This is a genomic window from Paenibacillus sp. NFR01, assembly GCF_900111565.1.
GTDB lineage: Bacteria > Bacillota > Bacilli > Paenibacillales > Paenibacillaceae > Paenibacillus_AQ.
In genome coordinates this window covers 105,684-124,020 of sequence record NZ_FOIK01000006.1, presented here as the reverse complement: position 1 = coordinate 124,020, position 18,337 = coordinate 105,684, and the positions used below count along the sequence as shown (strand labels likewise).

14 protein-coding genes, 1 riboswitch and 1 other annotated feature are annotated in these 18,337 nt (G+C 56.5%); of the genes, 5 read left to right on the top strand and 9 right to left on the bottom strand.

What is annotated here, in order from left to right; genetic code table 11:
* Nucleotides 1–11: 11 nt before the first annotated feature.
* Complete coding sequence (locus tag BMW84_RS21080) at nt 12–512, bottom strand: CarD family transcriptional regulator (protein ID WP_091071767.1); 501 nt, start codon at nt 510–512, stop codon at nt 12–14.
* 167 nt (nt 513–679) lie between these two features.
* Between BMW84_RS21080 and BMW84_RS21075 the strand changes: the two genes are divergently transcribed.
* Complete coding sequence (locus BMW84_RS21075; protein ID WP_091071766.1) at nt 680–964, top strand: KGG domain-containing protein; 285 nt, start codon at nt 680–682, stop codon at nt 962–964.
* Nucleotides 965–1,073: 109 nt separating this feature from the next.
* On the opposite strand, the gene BMW84_RS21070 is transcribed toward BMW84_RS21075, so the two are convergent.
* The 8 genes from BMW84_RS21070 to BMW84_RS21035 form a co-directional block, all read right to left on the bottom strand.
* Nucleotides 1,074–1,547, bottom strand: coding sequence for a hypothetical protein (locus BMW84_RS21070; protein WP_254773078.1), 474 nt, complete (start codon nt 1,545–1,547; stop codon nt 1,074–1,076).
* A 105-nt stretch (nt 1,548–1,652) separates the two neighbouring features.
* Nucleotides 1,653–3,056, bottom strand: a complete 1,404-nt coding sequence (gene uxaC / locus BMW84_RS21065) for a glucuronate isomerase (protein WP_091071764.1) — start codon at nt 3,054–3,056, stop codon at nt 1,653–1,655.
* Complete coding sequence (locus BMW84_RS21060) at nt 3,053–4,540, bottom strand: UxaA family hydrolase (protein ID WP_091071762.1); 1,488 nt, start codon at nt 4,538–4,540, stop codon at nt 3,053–3,055. Before BMW84_RS21060 ends, uxaC begins: the two co-directional genes overlap by 4 nt.
* 13 nt (nt 4,541–4,553) lie before the next feature.
* On the bottom strand, nt 4,554–5,966 hold the full coding sequence (locus tag BMW84_RS21055) for a tagaturonate reductase (RefSeq protein WP_091071761.1): 1,413 nt from the start codon (nt 5,964–5,966) through the stop codon (nt 4,554–4,556).
* A 200-nt stretch (nt 5,967–6,166) separates the two neighbouring features.
* Nucleotides 6,167–7,171 (bottom strand): LacI family DNA-binding transcriptional regulator, encoded by a 1,005-nt coding sequence (locus tag BMW84_RS21050; RefSeq protein ID WP_091071759.1) that lies wholly within the window; start codon nt 7,169–7,171, stop codon nt 6,167–6,169.
* A 776-nt stretch (nt 7,172–7,947) separates the two neighbouring features.
* On the bottom strand, nt 7,948–8,340 hold the full coding sequence (locus tag BMW84_RS21045; protein WP_091071757.1) for a nuclear transport factor 2 family protein: 393 nt from the start codon (nt 8,338–8,340) through the stop codon (nt 7,948–7,950).
* A gap of 462 nt (nt 8,341–8,802) precedes the next feature.
* Nucleotides 8,803–9,561 (bottom strand): SDR family oxidoreductase, encoded by a 759-nt coding sequence (locus tag BMW84_RS21040; RefSeq protein WP_091071755.1) that lies wholly within the window; start codon nt 9,559–9,561, stop codon nt 8,803–8,805.
* Nucleotides 9,562–9,812: 251 nt separating this feature from the next.
* The gene (locus BMW84_RS21035; protein WP_091071751.1) at nt 9,813–10,880 is read right to left on the bottom strand and encodes an LLM class flavin-dependent oxidoreductase; all 1,068 of its coding nucleotides are present in this window, start codon (nt 10,878–10,880) and stop codon (nt 9,813–9,815) included.
* Nucleotides 10,881–11,084: 204 nt separating this feature from the next.
* On the opposite strand from BMW84_RS21035, the gene BMW84_RS21030 reads away from it, so the two are divergent.
* From BMW84_RS21030 to BMW84_RS21015, 4 genes are all read left to right on the top strand, one after another.
* Nucleotides 11,085–12,704 carry a peptidase G2 autoproteolytic cleavage domain-containing protein gene (locus BMW84_RS21030; RefSeq protein ID WP_091071749.1) on the top strand — a complete coding sequence of 540 codons (1,620 nt, stop codon included), beginning with the start codon at nt 11,085–11,087 and terminating at the stop codon, nt 12,702–12,704.
* Nucleotides 12,705–12,831: 127 nt separating this feature from the next.
* A complete protein-coding gene (locus BMW84_RS21025) occupies nt 12,832–14,391 on the top strand; it encodes a tetratricopeptide repeat protein (protein WP_091071747.1) in 1,560 nt (519 codons plus the stop codon).
* A gap of 54 nt (nt 14,392–14,445) precedes the next feature.
* Nucleotides 14,446–14,716, top strand: a binding site (T-box leader).
* A gap of 93 nt (nt 14,717–14,809) precedes the next feature.
* Nucleotides 14,810–16,495, top strand: a complete 1,686-nt coding sequence (locus tag BMW84_RS21020; protein ID WP_091071745.1) for a glutamine--tRNA ligase/YqeY domain fusion protein — start codon at nt 14,810–14,812, stop codon at nt 16,493–16,495.
* Nucleotides 16,496–16,743: 248 nt separating this feature from the next.
* Nucleotides 16,744–18,003 carry an Nramp family divalent metal transporter gene (locus BMW84_RS21015; protein WP_091071911.1) on the top strand — a complete coding sequence of 420 codons (1,260 nt, stop codon included), beginning with the start codon at nt 16,744–16,746 and terminating at the stop codon, nt 18,001–18,003.
* Nucleotides 18,004–18,167: 164 nt separating this feature from the next.
* Nucleotides 18,168–18,256: riboswitch (cyclic di-GMP riboswitch) on the top strand.
* The last annotated feature ends 81 nt before the right edge of the window (nt 18,257–18,337 follow it).

The following is an 18,337-nucleotide window of genomic DNA, read 5'->3' as shown; positions in this document are numbered from 1 at the left end:
TTTTTTGCATATCAACCGAAAGTCGCTGACCGGCGCTCAATATCATCCTTCATCAGCTGTTCGGCTTCATCCGGAGTGAGGTCCTTGATCATCATCAGTTCACTTTTCAGCACATGCACAATATGATCCATCGTATGCTTATCGTCGGCGGTTAATTTCGTTTCATGCTGCTTGCTGCACAGGATATCTCTGAGAATTCCGTAGAGATCGGCTGACGTGCCCGACTGCAGTTTATTTTTGAACATATTTTTCCGTTCCGTACTGCCTACCGGAAGCTTGGCGGAATCCGCGAAAAAGAGATTCTGTGCTTCTTCAAGCTGCTCGGCGCTGGAAAGCTTGCGCAGGCCCGTTTTTTCAGAATCCCGGGTAGGGACGTACACGCTGAGACTGTTGGCAAGGATGAAGATGTTATAGTACTCCTGCGGTGTTCCCGCAATCTGAAGGATCTCCACCTCCTTTACAAATCCTGCACCGTGATACGGGTGGAAAACTCTATCTCCAGATACCAGCATCTTGCACCTCCGTAGTTATCTATTGGTCATGACCGGACTGACTTTATTATACCACATACCTGTCAAGTCCCAGAGTCGATTCGAAGATAAGGATGTTTCATTCGGGGAGGCAAGGGTAAAGTATATATGGCAACACGAACTCAAGACCTAACAAGGAGGAATTCAAAATGGCGAACAACAACCAGAATGGGAAGATGAGCCGCGAAGAAGCCGGCCGTAAAGGTGGAGAGACAACATCCAGAAATCATGACCGTGAGTTTTATCAGGAAATCGGCCAAAAAGGCGGCGAGGCTACGTCAAACAGCCATGACCGCGAATTTTACCAGGAAATCGGTGAAAAAGGCGGGGAATCCCGCGGTAACTCAAACGGCGGCAACAATGACGGGAAAATGAGCCGCGAGGAAGCCGGCCGTAAAGGCGGCGAGGCCCGGGCCCGTCAGCGTGACAATTAATCCAATAGCATAAGCGCATTCGATAATTACCCATAAGATGAATTACCCCATAAATAAGGTCAGGTCCCACAGCGGGGCCTGACCTTATTTATGGGGTGTCATCGAAGAATTAAGCGATCTCGTTCTCCAGCCGGAGACGGTAAGAAGAAAGCGACTCATCGATGATGCGCCGCATGAAATCGGAATCGATTTCCGGGAGCAGCGTGACCGCGTATTTCCAGGCATTCTCCTCGATCCGCAGCTGAATCTCGGCGCGCTCGCGTATCGTAAGCGATTTGTCCAGCCGGTCCGCCAGGCCCGGAAGCTCTGAATCCACGGAATGGCCCAGCTCATGGGCGGTGATGACGGCCATATATTCCTTCAGCCGATCGATCGATCCGAACAGCAAACGGCATTGGCGGATAATTTCTTCTATATATAAATAAATCGTATGCGTGCTCATCTGATATTTGCCGCCGACCATCCGGTCTTCCGGAAAGCGCAGCACGTATTTCACGGCGACGCCGTTGCCCGCCCGCGCCAGAAGCCCGTCGACGGTCTCCTCGAATCCTTGGTTCTCCAGCTGCCTTCCCGCCTTTACCAATAAAGTATTTCCCCTATTTTAAGACGAAAAGGCCGGCAATGCTATGGATTTTATGAAAAAATCATTGCATTTTCGTGAAAATTTTAAATGTCTAAATTTAAGTTCCTATAGGCCGAAGCCAAAATATTTAGCCGCATTCTTGTAGGCGATGGCTTCAGTCATCGCGCCGAGCAGGCCGAGATCATCCGGTGCCTCGCCGCGCTGGGCCAGCTCACCTATCCACTCGCATAGCACACGGCGGAAATATTCGTGGCGAGTATAGGAGAGGAAGCTGCGCGAGTCGGTCAGCATGCCGACAAACCGGGACAAGAGGCCATTGTCGGCCAGCAGCGTCAACTGGCGGCGCATACCGTCGCGGGTGTCGTTGTACCACCAGCCGGAGCCGAGCTGCATTTTTCCTGGAATGTCCTTCTGATAGCAGCCCATCAGCGCGAGCAGCGCCGGATAGTCGCCCGGATTCAGCGAATAGAAAATCGTCTTCGGCAGGCCGGAGCCACTCTCGGCCCGGTCCAGCAGACGGGACAGGGAGACGGTGATCGGCAGGTCGTTGATGCCGTCGTACCCGGTGTCCGGTCCGAGCTTGCGGAACATCGGCGTGTTGTTGTTGCGGTACGCATGCAGATGAAGCTGCATCGTCCAGCCCTGGCGTTCGTACATCGCGATCAGCTCGATCAGCAGCTCCGTGCGATACTTTGTTACTTCATCGTCAGTCAGCGCCTTGCCGCTAAGGCGTTTGGCATAGATCGCTTCCACCGTCTCACGGTCGGCCGCTTCGTATTTCAGCACATCAAGCGCATGGTCGGAGAGACGGCAGCCATGTTCATGGAAAAATAACACGCGGTCCTGCAGCAGCTTCACCAGTTCGGCAAACGACGCTGCCTTGCGGCCGGTTGCCGTCTCCAGACGGCTGATCCATTCCGCGAATCCCGCGGCGTCGATATTCAGCGCCTTGTCGGGACGGAAGGTCGGCAGCACTTTGAAGCGCGTTTCTTCCTCTGCCAGCTTGCGGTGATATTCCAGCGTGTCCGCCGGATCGTCGGTCGTGCAGACCAGCTTGACGCCGGAATTCACGATCAGCGCGCGGCGGGTATATTCCGGCAAGGCCAGCTTGGCGTTAACCTGCTCCCAGATCTCCGGCGCATTCTGCCCGTTCAGCGGCAGATCTACGCCAAAGAAGCGGCGCAGCTCCAGATGGGTCCAGCTGTACAGCGGATTACCGATCGTCTTCGGTACCGTGACCGCCCAAGCCAGGAACTTGTCGTAATCGGAGGCGTCGCCGGTGATGCGCTGTTCCGGTATGCCGTTGGCCCGCATCAGGCGCCATTTATAATGGTCTCCATACAGCCAGGCGGCAGTGAGATTGGCAAAAGGCTGGTCTTCGTAGATTTCCTTCGGATCGAGATGGCAGTGGTAATCGATGATCGGCATCGCTTTGGCATACCCGTGATACAGCTGCCGCGCCGTGTCTGTGGACAGCAGGAAATCTTCGTTCAAAAATCCGGCACTCATAACGTAACCCCCGTTTTAAAGATAGCCAGCTCGCGGACCTCGTTTTCCTCGTTGCGGGTTTTGCGGCCGCTGGCGACTTCGATTAAATATTGGATAAATCGCTCCAGCACTTCTTCCATTGGCGTGTCCAGCAGCGGACCGGCATTGAAATCCATCCAGTGCCCTTTTTTGTTGAACAGATCGTTGTTTGTCGCGACCTTGACCGTCGGTACAAAGCTGCCAAACGGCGTGCCGCGGCCCGTCGTGAACAGCACAAGCTGGCAGTCGGCGGCGGCGAGCGCGGAGGCGGCCACGAGGTCGTTGCCCGGCGCCTGCAGCAGGCTGAGGCCTTTACGCGTGAGTTTTTCCCCGTATTGCAGGACATCGACGACGGCGGAGGTGCCGGCTTTTTGCGTGCAGCCAAGCGATTTGTCCTCCAGCGTGCTGATGCCGCCGGCTTTGTTGCCCGGCGACGGATTCTCATAAACCGGCTCCCCGTAGGAGAGAAAATACTGCTTGAAGTTGTTGATCAGCGAGACGATTTTGTCGAACACTTCGCGGTTCTCCGCGCGGGCCATCAGCATTTTCTCGGCCCCGAACATTTCCGGAACCTCGGTCAGCACCGAGCTGCCGCCCTGGCTGATCAGGAAGTCGGAGAAGGCGCCGAGCAGCGGGTTGGCGGTAATGCCGGAGAAGCCGTCGGAGCCGCCGCATTTCAGCCCGACATTCAGCTCGCTCAGCGGTACCGGCTCGCGGCGGTCGTCCTGCGCCGCTACATACAATTCCTCGAGCAGCGCCAGCCCGGCTTCCACTTCGTTTCCGACTTCCTGGGCCACGAGAAATTTGACCCGGGTTTCGTCATAATCGCCCAAGAGTGTTTTAAATTCGGAGACGATGTTGTTCTCGCAACCGAGGCCGAAGACGAGCACGCCGCCGGCATTCGGGTGATGCACCGCGTCCAGCAGAATGCTGCGCGTCATTTTGTGGTCGTCGCCGAGCTGGGAGCAGCCGTAGGGATGCTTGAGCACGGTGATGTTGTCGAAGGTGCCAAGGCCGGGATGGCCTGCCTTGAACTCGGAGAGCATCTGCTCGGCGATGCCGTTGACGCAGCCGACGGTTGGCACGATAAACAGGTCGTTGCGGATGCCGACCTTGCCGTTTTTGCGACGGTAGCCGTCGAAAGTCAAGTGGCAAGGCGGGTATTTTACCGGATGCAGCTCCGGCACATATTCGTACTGCTCTTCGCCGGCCAGCGTCGTGCGGATATTGTGGGTATGCACCCAGTCCCCGGGAGCGAGGGTATCCGTGGCGTAGCCGATCGGATAGCCGTATTTGACGACGGTTTCGCCTTCGGCCACGGGGGCGAGGGCGATTTTATGGCCTTGTGGCACATCGGCGGCAACGGTCAGCTTAACGCCGTGCTCCTCCAGCGTTTCGTCGGACTGAAGAGGCCGCAGGGCAACGGCAACATTGTCGCGTCCGTTCATTTTCATCAAGGTTCTCATTTCGCTTCACTCCTTAAACCAGTTGTTGTAATGCCGCGCGGGCGCCTGCCGCTTCCAGTTCGGCAATATGCGCATTCAGGCGGGCGGCCAGGCCCGGAACCGCATTCAGATCGGTGCCCCAGAGGCTGCTTTCCTTCAGAATCGACGTGACGAACGTCGCGGGATCGGCCCATGCCTGATCGAACAAGGCGGTAACGTCCGTGCTGTCCTGACGCGCGATTTTATCACCACGGTAGCTGTAGAGAAGGGCGGCGAAGGATAGGCTAAGCAGCGGCGGCAGCGCTTGGCGTTCTCTGGCGTAACGCAGCAGCAGGGGCAGCAGACGGGTTTTGAACTTGGAGATGCTGTTCAGCGCGATCGAGCTCAGCTCATGGCGGATAAAAGGATTGCGGAACCGCTCCAGCACGGCTGCGGCGTACGACTTCAGTTCATCGGCCGGCAGGTCGAGCATCGGAATCAGTTCGTGGTCGACCAGACCAGAGACGAACACGGAGAAGGTCGCGTCGGTCACCACGTCTTCAACGGTTTGCAGGCCGGCCAGCAATCCCAGCGGCACCATCGCCGTGTGCGGACCGTTCAGGAGATGCACCTTGCGTTCCCGGTAAGGTGTCATATCCGGCGTCACGACCACATTAAGTCCGGCTTCGGCCAGCGGTAAGCCTTCCTTTAGCCATTCCGGCCCTTCGATGACCCACAGCAGGAAAGGCTCGGCCGTTACCATCAGCTGGTCGCGGTAGCTGAGACGTTCTTCCAGTTCGGCCGCCTGTGCACGCGGATACCCCGGAACGATGCGGTCCACGAGACTGCAGCAAAAGGTGTTTTCTTTATCGAGCCAATTAAGGAAGCCGTCGCCGAGCTGCCAGTCGGCCGCGTACTGACGCACCACTTCGCGCAGCTTCTCGCCGTTACGGTCGATCAGTTCGCACGGGATGATGACGAAGCCTTTTTTGCCGAGCGTGTACCGTTTATGCAAAAGCAATGTCAGCTTCGCCGGAAAACTCGCCGGAGGCGCATCGTCCAGCTTGTCGCCCGCGTGATAGGCAATGCCGGCTTCCGTCGTATTGGAGGTGATGAACTCCAGCTTGTCGTCTTCGGCGAGAGCCAGGAAAGCGGCAAAATCTTCGTACGGGTTCATAACGCGGCTGACGGACGTAATGATTTCGCTGGAAGTGACCGTTTCGCCGTTCAAAATGCCGTTCAACAGCACCGTGTACAGATGGTCCTGCTCCTCAAACATGCCGCCCGGGCCTTGGGCGATCGGCTGGATCAGCACCGCGCTGCCGTCGAACAGCCCTTGATTATTCATCTGCTGCAGCTGCCAATCCACGAATGCGCGCATGAAGTTGCCTTCGCCGAATTGGATGACGCGTTCAGGATACACAGGAAGTTCCGGGAACGTTTTTCGGGATAAACGGACGTTTGTCATAGGGATCATAACTCCTTTGATTTTGTTTTGCACACGTGAACATTTTTTTAAAAAAAGAGAATAGTCTCTTTTTTAAATCATGCGAGGTTGGGGCCCGGTTACAATGTGCCGCGCCGGAACCAGCGCGGTGTAGCGGTGCGCCTGAACGGAAAAGCCCCAACCAACATAGACTCCATTCCGGGGGGAGCGCGCGTACCTTCTTAGCTTTGCAACGGCGCTGCCACAGACCGGCGCGGAATCAGCTCGGTTTCCGTTAACCGCTGTACCGGCGGCGCGTCGGGATGCTCCATCAAATGCAGCAGCAGTTTGGTTCCCTCAATGCCGATCTCAGCGACCGGCTTGCGGACGGTGGTCAGGGAGGGATTCGTATATTGAGCAAACATGATATCGTCGAACCCGATCAGCGACATATCGCCCGGAATGCTGACGCCGTTGTCGAAGCAGGCGTTCATGGCGCCGATCGCCATGTCGTCGTTGCAGCAAAAGACGGCCGTCGGACGGACGGGCAGCTCGAGCAGCCGCATCATCGCGGAATACCCGCTCTCAATGCTGTAGTCTCCCGAGGCAAAATACTGCGGATCAAGCCCTAGGCCATGCGACATCAGGCTGTCGAGATACCCATGTTTGCGCTCGGACGAGGATTTGAACCCGGATTTGCCTTCAATAAGCGCCATCTTACGGTGGCCCATTTCATAGGCGTAATCCACGGCGGCCTTGACGCCCTTGCGGTCATCGGCGGCAACGTTCGTGATTGCCGGATCATCCAGATGCCTGCTGAGCACGACAAGCGGGATACCGCTGGACTTGACGTGGTAGATGAACCCGTTGTCCATGTCGCTCTGGCTCATCACCAGAATGCCGTCGTACCGGCGCGGGTGGATGGCTTCCAGATGGGCAATGCTGTCGATCCCGCTGACCGTTAAAAGGTAATTCTCATCCAGCACCTGCGAGATCCCTTTGACGGCATCTACCAGAAAGCTGGCCGACGTTCCCTGATTGATGCTGGAGAAGAACAGGCCGATCGTGTTCGATTTGCGGGTGACGAGGTTCTTGGCACTGTAATTCGGCACATAATTCATGTCCGCGGCGATCCGCATGATGCGTTCACGGGTGTCCGGCTTGATCAATGGATTGCCGTTCAGCGCCCTGGAGACCGTCGTATGGGAGACGCCCGCGATTTTGGCGATATCTTTTATCGTGATCATGCTACTCGCTCCGGAATCAGATTAATTACGCTTTCAGTTTAGAGAGAGGAAGATGAGATGTCAAGGAAAACCAACTTTGCACACGTGAAAATTATGTGTATCCCGGAGGAGATCGAGTATACATTGGCGGTGGATAAAGGTGGACGCGGGGAGTAGAGGCGACGGTTGAGGGGAAGGTGGAGGCGTGCAAAGCGAAGGGTTTTTTGCGGAAAAAGATGGGGCTGCAACTGCTGATGGTTCTATCCTCATGCTCACGATGGTGTACTACGGTCAAGGTATCCATGAAAGTCAAAGCAACTCACAGCAACTCACAGCGTGTTCACTTCTACGCTGCTGGTAGCAGGCAAACTCCGGGTGTTTGGAGGAAACTGCGACTGTAGCGGACATGAGAGCCGTTATTTTCGGAAAAACACACTATTTCCCATTTTAACGGACCTGAGAGCCGTTATTGCAGCTGGAGATGCAGAAAAAGTGCCTATTTTGCTTAAATAACGGCGCTCATGTCCGTTAGTGGGTTGGAATCGCTGAATTTTTACAAATAACGGCGCTCAGGTCCGTAAGCCCGGAGGTATTAAACCAAAACAGCTGCCGAATGCCTTAAAACCCATCAGAAACGAGGGATCTGCTCCAAAACAATGCGTCTAATGACCAACAGCGCGAGCCGAGAGCCACAACAATCATTCGACCTATGACCCCTGTGTGGTGCAACCCGCAAGAATGCCGCCAACAGATTTGCCCCTGTACTTGCCCATAATCGTCTGACTCGATAGATTACTCTAAAAACGATCAAAACAATCGTAGTTGCGCTGGCGGTGGATCAATCCGTCCTTGAATTCGAACACGCAGCAGAAATAGGCTTTCAGTTCTTGTCCGGCTTTAAAAGGGCCGGCGTCGACGGCGACCGTGGCGGTCCAGATGACTTCGGCAATCAGCGTGTCGCCCGCTTCGAAGGCGCGCTGAAGCGCGTAGCTTTGCTTGGCCAGCAGGCCTTTGCCGTTTTGCATCCGCCGGAACAGCGTTGCATGGTCGCTGACTGTCACCTGAGCGGTTAAAGCATTGGGATATTCCGTCTGTTCGATCTCCGGATGAAAAATCTCCGCGTAATCTTCCTCCGCCGCGCTAAACTGCTCGGTCAGTTCAAAAAAACGTTTAACAATTTCAAGTTTCATCGGTTCACGTCCTTGTAGATGAAATATAACGTTTTGCCAATTAAGGCCCGTTTTCAGCTTGAGTATACCGAAACTACAGCACGGGCGATGTGACGAAAAGTAGAACTGGGAACCCAGAGTCCATGCGAAAAATGCGGCTTTTCTTGTAAAGCGCAGAGTCCATGCGAAAAATGCAGCTCTCCTTGTAAAACATGGGACTCATGCTAAAGATGCAGGATCCCTTGAAAAGTGTAGTGCCATGCAAAAATAGCAGTGTTCTTTTCTCTGGTCCCAAATACAAAGATGGCACAAAAAACGGATGCCCCTCACCCCAAACTCGCGGGTAGAAAGCATCCGTTGCAGGCTGCAGATATGTTACAGAGTGCAGTCTTTTGCTCATTACTATTATTCATTGATCATAGTTCAGTTGTCTGTTGCCCAAGTGCTCGTTACTCATCGAGCAGCTTTCAACAATCTGCGTCGTTAATAGGCAGTCCAGGCGGCGTCGGCGGTTACGACCGTGCCGTTGATGAAGCTGGCTTCGTCGGAGGCGAGGAACAGCGCCAGCCGGGCGATTTCTTCCGGCTTGCCGTTGCGCGGATTCAGCGCGAGGCCTGCCTGGATGCGGCCCATGCCGAATTCGTTGATGCGGGTCATCGAGCTGCCGATATTCGTCTCCACGCCGCCCGGCGCGATGGCGTTGCAGCGGATGCCTTCCTTTGCGTACATGAAGCCGGTATTTTTCGTAAAGCCGACAACGGCATGCTTCGACGCGGTATAGATGGCTCCGGCGCGTGCGCCGTAAAGTCCGCCGGCTGAGGCGACATTGACGATAACGCCCTTTTTCTTCTCGAGAAAAATCGGCAAAACCTTGCGCGTGGCCCGCATGACGGAGGTCGTGTTCACGGCGAAAATCCGTTCCCAGCTCTCATCCTGAATATCGCCGGCGGGTTCGAAATTGTCCATGATGCCGGCGTTGTTGACGAGTATGTCCACCGTTCCGAACTCGGTTACCGTATGGTCGATCAGGTGCTGAATATCCGCTTCCACGGCGACGTTGGTTTTGACGGCGATCGCGGTTCCGCCCGCCGCCTTGATCTCGGCTGCGGTTTGTCCCGCCGCCTCCTCATGAATGTCGGAAACGACGACCTTTGCACCTTCCTTGGCAAACAAAATGGCCATCGCTTTCCCCATGCCGGAGGCCGCTCCCGTAATTACAGCTACTTTATCCTGCAGTCTCATTGCCGTTCCTCCTGTCTCAAGTTGTGTTTCTGCATCCAAGAATATAGCGCTTACCCTTGAAATCTTCAATATTCAAATTTTAATCATTTGTAAAGTAGGCGACACCTTCCGCCGGACTGTCTATTATAGCTGAAAATAAGTTGCAGCCACCCCCGAATCGGCACAAAAAAGGAGGTTCCCGCACAGCCGCCGCAGCAGACATGCAGGAACCTCCTTAGTATGGACGGCATCATTGCCGGCTATTCCTCCGGTTATTCGCTTTCGCGCGCCAGCTCCCGGCGGACGATCGGCGCAACCTTCGTCCCCAGCAGCTCGATCGCGCGGAGTACCTCGCGGTGCGGCATCGTGCCGACGTTGACATGGAGGAAGAAGCGGGTGACGCCGAGATTTTTGCGCAAAAGCAGGATCTTCTCGGCGACGTATTCCGGGTCGCCGACATACAACGCGCCGCGCAGGCTGCGCGCATCGTCGAACGTGGCGCGGGTGTACGGCTGATTCCAGCCCCGTTCGCGGCCGATCACGTTCATCTGGGCCTGGGTCGGCGGATAAAACAAATCCGCCGCCTGCTCGGTCGTGTCCGCGACAAAGCCGTGCGAATGGGTTGCAATCTGCAGCTTGCCCGGATCATGACCTGCTTTGGCTGCCGCTTCCTTATAGAGCGACACCAGCGGGGCAAAACGCTCCGGCATGCCGCCGATGATGGCGAAGGCAACCGGGAGGCCGAGAATGCCGGCCCGGATGGCCGATTCGGGATTGCCGCCGGTCGCGATCCATACCGGAAGCGGGTCCTGTACGGCCCGCGGGTAGACCGGCAGGTTGTGGATCGCCGGACGATGTCCGCCGGGCCAGCTGACCCGCTCGGACTCGCGGATCTTGAGCAGCAGCTCGAGCTTCTCCTCAAACAGCTCATTGTAGTCGTCAAGACTGTAGCCGAACAGCGGGAAGGACTCGATAAACGAGCCGCGTCCGGCCATGATTTCCGCACGGCCGTTCGAAATGCCGTCCAGCGTAGCGAAGGACTGGTACACGCGCACCGGATCGTCGGAGGAGAGGACCGTTACCGCGCTGGTCAGGCGGATATGTTTGGTCATTCCTGCCGCTGCAGCAAGGACGATCGCCGGCGCGCTGCCGGCATAGTCGATCCGGTGATGCTCGCCGATGCCGTACACATCAAGGCCCACCTGATCGGCCAACACAATTTCTTCAACGGCATTACGCAGCCGTTCGGCATGGTTCATAATTTTCCCGGTCGCCGGGTCGGGGGTCGTCTCCAAAAACGTGCTGATTCCTATTTCCATCGAATGCGAAAAATCGCTCATCCTCATCCGCCTCACTTTCATATCGTTAATTCTATATTACTATATAATTTAATGTTTCTCAACTTTAGTAAGTTAATTTCTTGTTGGTAATCTCCGTAACGGGCGCTGGGACAAAACACATTTTTGTAGGGATTGGACAGCAGGCCGTTGCTGCCGCAAAACCGTGGACATAGTTATAGGGTAATACGGAAGAAAGCGGTGATCATGGTGGGAAACGGAGTCGGTAATACGGCGAGCGGCTTTGCCGCTACTGCGGAAGGACTGGAAACAACGGCCAGCGGGGCCGCCTCGCATTCGGAAGGTTACTCGACGCTGGCCAGCGGCGATACGTCTCATGCGGAGGGCAATACGACGGTAGCCAGCGGCAACGCCTCCCATGCGGAAGGGAATTTGGCACAGGCGACAGGGGATACGTCTCACGCCGAGGGGACATCAAGCGTAGCCTCGGGCGTGGCCTCCCATGCGGAGGGGTACGCCACCACGTCCTCCGGAGATGGGGCCCACGCGGAAGGCGCATTGACCGTTGCTTCCGGAACGATGGCCCACGCCGAAGGCAACGGCACGCAGGCGGCAGGAGATCACTCCCATGCCGAAGGCTTTCAGACCCAGACGCAATCCGGCGCGCTGAACGCCCATGCCGAAGGCGAAGGCAATTCCGCCGGGGGCAGAGCGTCCCATGTCGAGGGCGGCGGGCCGGATTCGTTCGGCAACGCCGCTTCGAACTATGCGAACGGCGCGGCGGCGCATGCCGAAGGGCTGGCCACCGTGGCCTGGGGCATTGCCTCGCATGCCGAAGGCGGCACCTTTGATGCCACCATTGCCCCTGGGCCGCGGGCGCTCGGCGATTTTGCCCACGCGGAGGGCCAGACGACGCTGGCCAGCGGCGCTGCGGCGCATGCCGAGGGCTTCCAGACGACGGCCAGCGGCCCCTCTGCCCATGCGGAAGGAGCAAATACGACGGCCGGCGGGTCTTTTTCCCACGCGGAGGGCGTCAGCACGTCCTCCAGCGGCCCGTATGCCCACGCAGAAGGTGCCAACACGACAGCCGACGGTCAGGCTTCCCATGCCGAAGGATTTATGACCCAGGCCTTCGCCCCGAATTCGCATGCCGAAGGGGAGAACACGATAGTGTTGCCTACCCATACCGGCGCCCATATCATGGGCCAGAACGGTTCGACCCGTTTCGCCTATTCCTGGCATCTGGCGAACGGCCTGGCCGTCGGCCCGACGCTGAACGCCGCGGTGATCGAAGGCTCCACCGGAAATCTTTATCTGGACGGCACGGTGATCTCGCCGGCGGCGGCCGATTATGCCGAGATGTTCGAGACGGCGGACGGCTCTGCCATCGAGCCGGGGTATTTCGTCACGTTTGACGACTCCGGCGACAAAATCCGGACAGCAACGGGAGGCGACGAATATATTCTGGGCGTCGTCAGCGCCAGACCGGCGGTGCTCGCCGATGCCAGCGACCTGCGCTGGCATAAGCTGTTTGTCACCGACGAATGGGATCGAATCCGGTACGCAGAGGTCGAAGTACCGGAGATCCGGGATGAGGAAGGCCATATCGTGCGTGCCGCTTCCGTCAAAACCGAACCTGTGCTTAACCCGGACTGGAACGCTTCAATGACCTATATTCCGCGCCGCGAGCGGGACGAGTGGGTGGCTGTCGGCCTCGTCGGCAAGCTGCTCGTACGCGACGACGGCTCCTGCGTAGCCGGCGGCTACTGCCGGCCGAACGCGGATGGAATCGCAACCGCGGCCTCCTCCGGCTATCGGGTAATGAAACGGACAGGCGATAACCAGGTCCGGATCTTTTTAAAGTAGCAAGAATGCTCACTTCTGCCGTTACCGGCATCCTGCAGGCTCCGTTAGTTGACAGATGCGCCAGGATCGGGGATGCTAGCTTCATGAAAAGGAATGATCCCGAGAGAAAGCGCAGGTATACCGATCCATGAACGAACACGACGAACCGCATTACCGTTTCAGCGAGGCTCCGATCTGGGAAATGCTTCGGACTTACTACAATGAACTTGGGCCGGATGCCTGGCGTAATGACCAGGTGCCGCAATATATTACAAGCAATCCGATGATTGCCGAGGCGTACGCCGAGATGATCTTCGGATTTTTGCTGGACCGGGCAGCGCTCGGCGACCCGGAAGAGCCGGTCGTGATTGCAGAGCTCGGCGCCGGTCCCGGCCGGCTGGGCTTTCATATCCTTCATCGGCTGGAGCGACTGGTGGCCGAATCGGGCATGGCGCTGCCGCCTTACCGGTATATTTTGACCGATTTCTCGGATAAAAATATAACAAGCTGGCAGCGCCATCCGAAGCTTCGGCCTTACTGCGAGCAAGGCGTGCTCGATTTCGCCCGCTTCGATGCGACCTTGGACCGGGAGCTTTATCTGCTGCACAGCGGCGAGGTCATTTCGGCCGGTTCGTTGAGCCAGCCGGTATTCGTCATTGCCAATTACTTCTTTGACAGCATTCCGCAGCAGCTGATCTACGTGGATGAAGGCCGCATCTTCGAATGCGAAATTTCGCTGGGGCTGCCGGAGAACCATGAGGCCATGAAACCGGGGGAGCTGCTCGGCAAGCTGGCTCCGGCGTATCATTACCGCCGCGCCGAAGTTTACGAAACGCCGGACTATCCATACCGGGAGACGACCCGGCTGTATCAGGCGGAGCTGGAGGACTCGCATATCCTGTTTCCGGATACGGCGATCGCCTGCATGGAGCGGCTTGGCGCCTTATCCCGTTCCGGGTTCCTGCTGCTGACCGCCGATAAGGGCGACCACCGGATGGAGAACTGGAGGTTTGCCGCGCCGCCGTCGCTGATTCATCACGGCAGCGTGTCTTTTACGGCTAATTATCATGCTATGACGCATGTTTTCGGACAGCGCGGGGCACAATCCTTTTTTACGAAGCATCATTACAAAAACCTTAACGTGGGCATCATTGCCATGACCGAACGGCCGCAGGAGCTTCGGCATACCCGTTTGGCCTACAACCGGTTTATCGGCAGATTCGGACCGGATGACTTTTTCAGCCTGAAGCTGTTGGTGGACCGGCAGATCGGGTCTATGGAGCTTCAGCCGTTCCTTGCCTTCTGGCGGCTGGGTTGCTTCGATGCCGAATGGTTTATCCAGAATGCCGAACAGTTATCCGGTCTGCTATCGGAAGCGAGCGACGAGGAGCTGGAAGACCTGCGCAGCGGTATTTATGCCATGTGGTCCGGTTATTACGAAATGCCGCAGCCGTACGATCTGGCGCTTGACGCCGGACTGCTGCTGTTCGAAATGGAACGGTATGCCGCCGCCGAGTGGTTTCTTGGGCAATCGCTGGAGGCCGAAAGCGAAACGCCGGATATTACGGTGCTGTATTGCCTGGCGATCTGCCGCTATGAAGCGGATGATCTGGAATCCGCAATCGCATACACCCGCAAGGCGCTGACGCTGGCTCCGGACCATGAGGAGGCGCAGTCGCTGCTGGCGGCGCTCACCGGAGAGGCGTAGTCGCCAGGCCGCTTTACAACGGCAAAAATTCTGGTATGCTATTAGGCAACAATGACAAACGCGACGACGAGAAGAGTAAGTCCGACGTTACCTCACAGAGAGCCCCGGTTGCTGAAAAGGGGCAGGGACACGCGGACTGAACCAAGCCTCCGAGCGGCGGACCGGAACCGGCGGAATACCGGGGATGGTCTGACAGGCGCTCCTGTTACAGAGCCGGAGTATAACCCATGCGAGCTTGATCCGGCGTATGGCCGTACTTTCAGAGGTTAGCATGGCGACATGTTAATAAACCTGGGGTGGCACCGCGAACAATCTCGTCCCCAAGACCAACGTCTTGGAGGTGGGATTTTTTTATTGTCCAAAAAGGCTGCAAGAACCTGGAGAATTAGCGGTTTGCCAATAAACAGGAGGGATGAAGATGACGCGAATAAATGAAGTCATGACCGAGAAAGACGACTTTATGGAGAAAATCATCAAGGCCGATATTGCCGAGGGCGTATACGGCCGGGAGATATGCACCCGGTTTCCGCCGGAGCCAAACGGGTATCTTCATATTGGGAGTGCTTTTGCCATCCATACGAATTATCGCTTGGCCAAAGCGTTCGGTGGACAATTTAATCTGCGGTTCGATGATACGAATCCGCTTAAAGAGGATATGGAATATGTAACGGCCATTACCGAGGATATCAAGTGGCTGGGCTGCGATCCCGGCGAGCATATTTATTTCGGCTCCGATTATTCGGAACGCATCTATGACTGCGCGGTTGCGCTGATCCGCAAGGGCAAAGCGTACGTATGCGACCTGACGGCGGAGGAGCTGTCGGCTTCCCGGGGGACGCTGACCGAGCCGGGCACGGACAGTCCGTACCGGAACCGGACGCCGGAAGAGAATCTGGCTCTATTCACCGCGATGCGGGCAGGCGCATATCCTACCGGAACCAGGGTTTTGCGGGCGAAGATCGATATGGCCTCGCCGAATATCAATTTGCGGGATCCGGTGCTCTACCGGATTATCCATGCGCCGCATTACCGGACGGGCGACAAATGGTGCATCTATCCGATGTATGACTATGCCCACCCGGTTCAAGATGCGATCGAAGGCGTGACCCATTCGCTGTGCTCGCAAGAGTTCAAGGATCACCGGCCGCTGTACGAATGGGTGCTGGAGGCGCTGGAATTCCCTGAAGCCCCGAAGCAAAGGGAATTCGGCCGGGTCAATCTCACCGGTGTCGTGACGAGCAAACGTTATCTGCGGCAGCTTGTTGCCGGCGGTTACGTCGACGGGTGGGATGATCCGCGGATGCCTACACTGCGCGGGCTGCGCCGCCGGGGGTTCACCCCGGAGAGCATCCGGCGGTTCGTGGAAGAAATCGGTATGGTGCGCAATCAGGCGGTCATTGATTTTTCGCTGCTGGAGCATTGTCTACGGCAGGATCTCAAAGCTTCGGCGCCCGGCATGATGGCGGTGCTGGACCCCCTGAAGGTGACGATCATCAACTATCCGGAAGGCGGGGAAGAACTGCTGGAGCTGGAAAATAACAGCGAGAACCGCGAACTTGGCAAACGTCTCGTTCCGTTCGGACGGGAGCTGTACATTGAGCGCGAGGACTTTATGGAGATCCCTGCGCCGGGATATCACCGGCTCGTGCCGGGCGGCGAGGTGCGCCTGAAGGGTGCGTATTTCCTTCGCTGCGAGGAAGCCGTCAAGGACGAAGCCACGGGCGAAATTACGGAGCTGCGCTGTACGTATGATCCGCGCACGAAGAGCGGCAGCGGCTTCAACGAACGCAAAGTGAAGGCAACGATCCACTGGGTTCCGGCGAAGCATGCCGTGCCGGCGGAGGTGCATTTGTACGACAAGCTGCTTCTTGGTGAAGAGACGCCGGGCGAAGGGGAAAGCTGGAGCGATTGCATCAACTCGGAATCGCGCAAAGTGCTGACGGGTTGCCTGCTGGAGCCGTACGCGGCGGAAGCGAAGCCGGGGGAGAAATTCCAATTTATGCGCCACGGATTTTTTTGCGCCGATCTTGTGTTGACCGGTGAGGAACGCAAAGTGTTCAACCGGATTGTGCCGCTGAAGGACGGATACAAGGGCAGGGCTTAATGTACATGGATCAGTGGCCATGAAGCAGGATCCTAGATCATGAATGGACTTCCAGCCGGTTTAAGGTTCCTGAAAATTTACATTTACATTTTTCAAATCCCAGCATATAATAAAGCATATCAAAAAGTTGCACCAAGGAAACTTTAATGAGCATAGACAACTTTTCATGTATATAGACAACTTTTTCGGGAGAGAGGAGGGCGAGAATCATGGAGCAAAGCGCAGTAGGGCAAGTAGGGCAGCCTCCAATGGCAAAAGCCCGCAAAAAGCTGTCCGCGCAAGCGGTGCTTAATGGAGAGGTAAAAGGACTGAAGCGGCTGCTCCCGTTTCTGGGCCCGGCGTTTATCGCTTCGGTCGCCTATTTGGATCCCGGGAATTTTGCCACGAACATCACAGCCGGCTCGAAATACGGCTATTTATTGCTCTGGGTCATTGCCGCTTCGAATCTGATGGCCGTTCTGATCCAGTCGTTGTCCGCCAAACTCGGCATCGCCACCGGCAAAAATTTGCCGGAAGTGGCCCGGGAGAATTTTTCCCGCGGGACTTCGATTTTTCTGTGGATTCAAAGCGAACTGGTCATTATTGCGACCGATCTGGCGGAATTCATCGGTGCTGCCCTCGGTTTATATCTGCTGTTCGGCATCCCGATGCTGCCAGCGGCACTGATTACCGCAGCGGGCTCCTTTGCCATTCTGGAGCTGCAGCGGCGCGGCCACCGGACGCTTGAAGCCGGCATCGCTGGGATGGTGATGGTCGTCGTCCTTGCTTTTCTGTTCCAGGTGATCGTTGCGAAGCCGGATGCCGGCAGCGTGGTTGCCGGGATCTTTACGCCAAGCTTTGCCGGCACGGACAGCGTATTGCTGGCAGCGGGCATCCTCGGCGCGACGGTGATGCCGCATGCGATTTACCTGCATTCGTCGCTGACGCAAAACCGCGTGGTCGGCAAGGACGACCGCGAGAAACGGAAGATTTTCAAGCTGGAGTTGTTCGACATCGTTATTGCGATGGTTATTGCCGGCGCGGTGAATATGGCGATGGTGATCGTCTCGGCGGCGCTCTTTTTCAAAAACGGGCTGGTAGTCGAGGATCTGGATATCGCCTTCCAGCAGTTCCGGCAGATTTCAGGGCCGATGACCGCGATTTCCTTTGGCCTTGGCCTGCTGATCGCCGGATTGTCCAGCTCGTCGGTCGGCACGCTGTCCGGGGACGTCGTGATGCAGGGCTTCATCAACAAACGGATCAATCTGTACCTTCGCCGGGCGATCACCGTCTTTCCTCCGTTAGCGATTATCGCCTTCGGCATCAATCCGACGCATGCGCTGGTCATGAGCCAGGTGGTCTTGTCCTTCGGCATTGCCTTTGCGTTGATCCCGCTGGTGATGTTCACCGCGAACCGCCGCATTATGGGCGGGCTGGTCAACCACCGGGTCACCACCGCCGCAGGCTGGGTCATTTCAGCGCTGGTCGTCGCGCTGAACCTGTTTCTGATCGTACAGCTGTTTATGTAGCTGCACGGGCACCAAGCGGCTGCCGCAGGCAAAGCTTTGTCAAAAAGGAGTTTTCCCGGCTTGGGTCGGGAAAACTCCTTTTTCTCTGCATCGCACTACCAATGGGCAGCATCTGTTTACAGGAAAAAATAGCCATGCTAAAGTAGAGGAAACGAAATACATATCCGCGTTAATCGTAAAGTCACCGAAAGGTGATGACACAAAGCTATGGGTCTAAAGCCGTTAAATCGGCCATGATTGCCAAGTTGCCATAAGGATCTTATAGAGATAGCTCCGAGGTGACATTGCGTCAAATCGGAGCTGTTTTTGTGTGCAAATCCGGCAGTGCTGCGTC

Coding starts and splice junctions, on each gene's coding strand:
- BMW84_RS21040 (WP_091071755.1), bottom strand. CDS start 9,561: ATGAGACTGCAGGATAAAGTAGCTGTAATTACGGGAGCGGCCTCCGGC.
- BMW84_RS21020 (WP_091071745.1), top strand. CDS start 14,810: ATGACGCGAATAAATGAAGTCATGACCGAGAAAGACGACTTTATGGAG.
- BMW84_RS21025 (WP_091071747.1), top strand. CDS start 12,832: ATGAACGAACACGACGAACCGCATTACCGTTTCAGCGAGGCTCCGATC.
- uxaC (WP_091071764.1), bottom strand. CDS start 3,056: ATGAGTGCCGGATTTTTGAACGAAGATTTCCTGCTGTCCACAGACACG.
- BMW84_RS21015 (WP_091071911.1), top strand. CDS start 16,744: ATGGCAAAAGCCCGCAAAAAGCTGTCCGCGCAAGCGGTGCTTAATGGA.
- BMW84_RS21060 (WP_091071762.1), bottom strand. CDS start 4,540: ATGAGAACCTTGATGAAAATGAACGGACGCGACAATGTTGCCGTTGCC.
- BMW84_RS21030 (WP_091071749.1), top strand. CDS start 11,085: ATGGTGGGAAACGGAGTCGGTAATACGGCGAGCGGCTTTGCCGCTACT.
- BMW84_RS21035 (WP_091071751.1), bottom strand. CDS start 10,880: ATGAGCGATTTTTCGCATTCGATGGAAATAGGAATCAGCACGTTTTTG.
- BMW84_RS21055 (WP_091071761.1), bottom strand. CDS start 5,966: ATGACAAACGTCCGTTTATCCCGAAAAACGTTCCCGGAACTTCCTGTG.
- BMW84_RS21045 (WP_091071757.1), bottom strand. CDS start 8,340: ATGAAACTTGAAATTGTTAAACGTTTTTTTGAACTGACCGAGCAGTTT.
- BMW84_RS21050 (WP_091071759.1), bottom strand. CDS start 7,171: ATGATCACGATAAAAGATATCGCCAAAATCGCGGGCGTCTCCCATACG.
- BMW84_RS21080 (WP_091071767.1), bottom strand. CDS start 512: ATGCTGGTATCTGGAGATAGAGTTTTCCACCCGTATCACGGTGCAGGA.
- BMW84_RS21075 (WP_091071766.1), top strand. CDS start 680: ATGGCGAACAACAACCAGAATGGGAAGATGAGCCGCGAAGAAGCCGGC.